The 201-nt window shown below is 52.7% G+C and carries 1 pseudogene; it reads left to right on the top strand.

Annotated features, from left to right (window positions below):
* Positions 1-76: 76 nt before the first annotated feature.
* Positions 77-201 (top strand): annotated as a pseudogene (locus EII26_RS13030) (IS5/IS1182 family transposase); the annotation flags it as partial.

The following is a 201-nucleotide window of genomic DNA, read 5'->3' as shown; positions in this document are numbered from 1 at the left end:
TAGATAGTGTCGTCAGGAGAGGTTAAAAGGTTTAGAATATCCTCCAGCAGAATCATTCAGTCAGGGGGAAGTCACTATGGACCAAGGGCACAGAAGGCACGATATTTCGGACAGGGTCTGGGGGTTGCTGGAACCTCTTCTTCCGGGTCGTAAGGGTTCCTGGGGCGGGAAAGCCCGGGACAATCGTCTCTTCATCAACGC

This window comes from Fretibacterium sp. OH1220_COT-178, from assembly GCF_003860125.1.
Lineage (GTDB): Bacteria > Synergistota > Synergistia > Synergistales > Aminobacteriaceae > CAJPSE01.
Note: the sequence above shows the minus strand (reverse complement) of the source record. Positions and strands in the feature narration are given on the sequence as shown.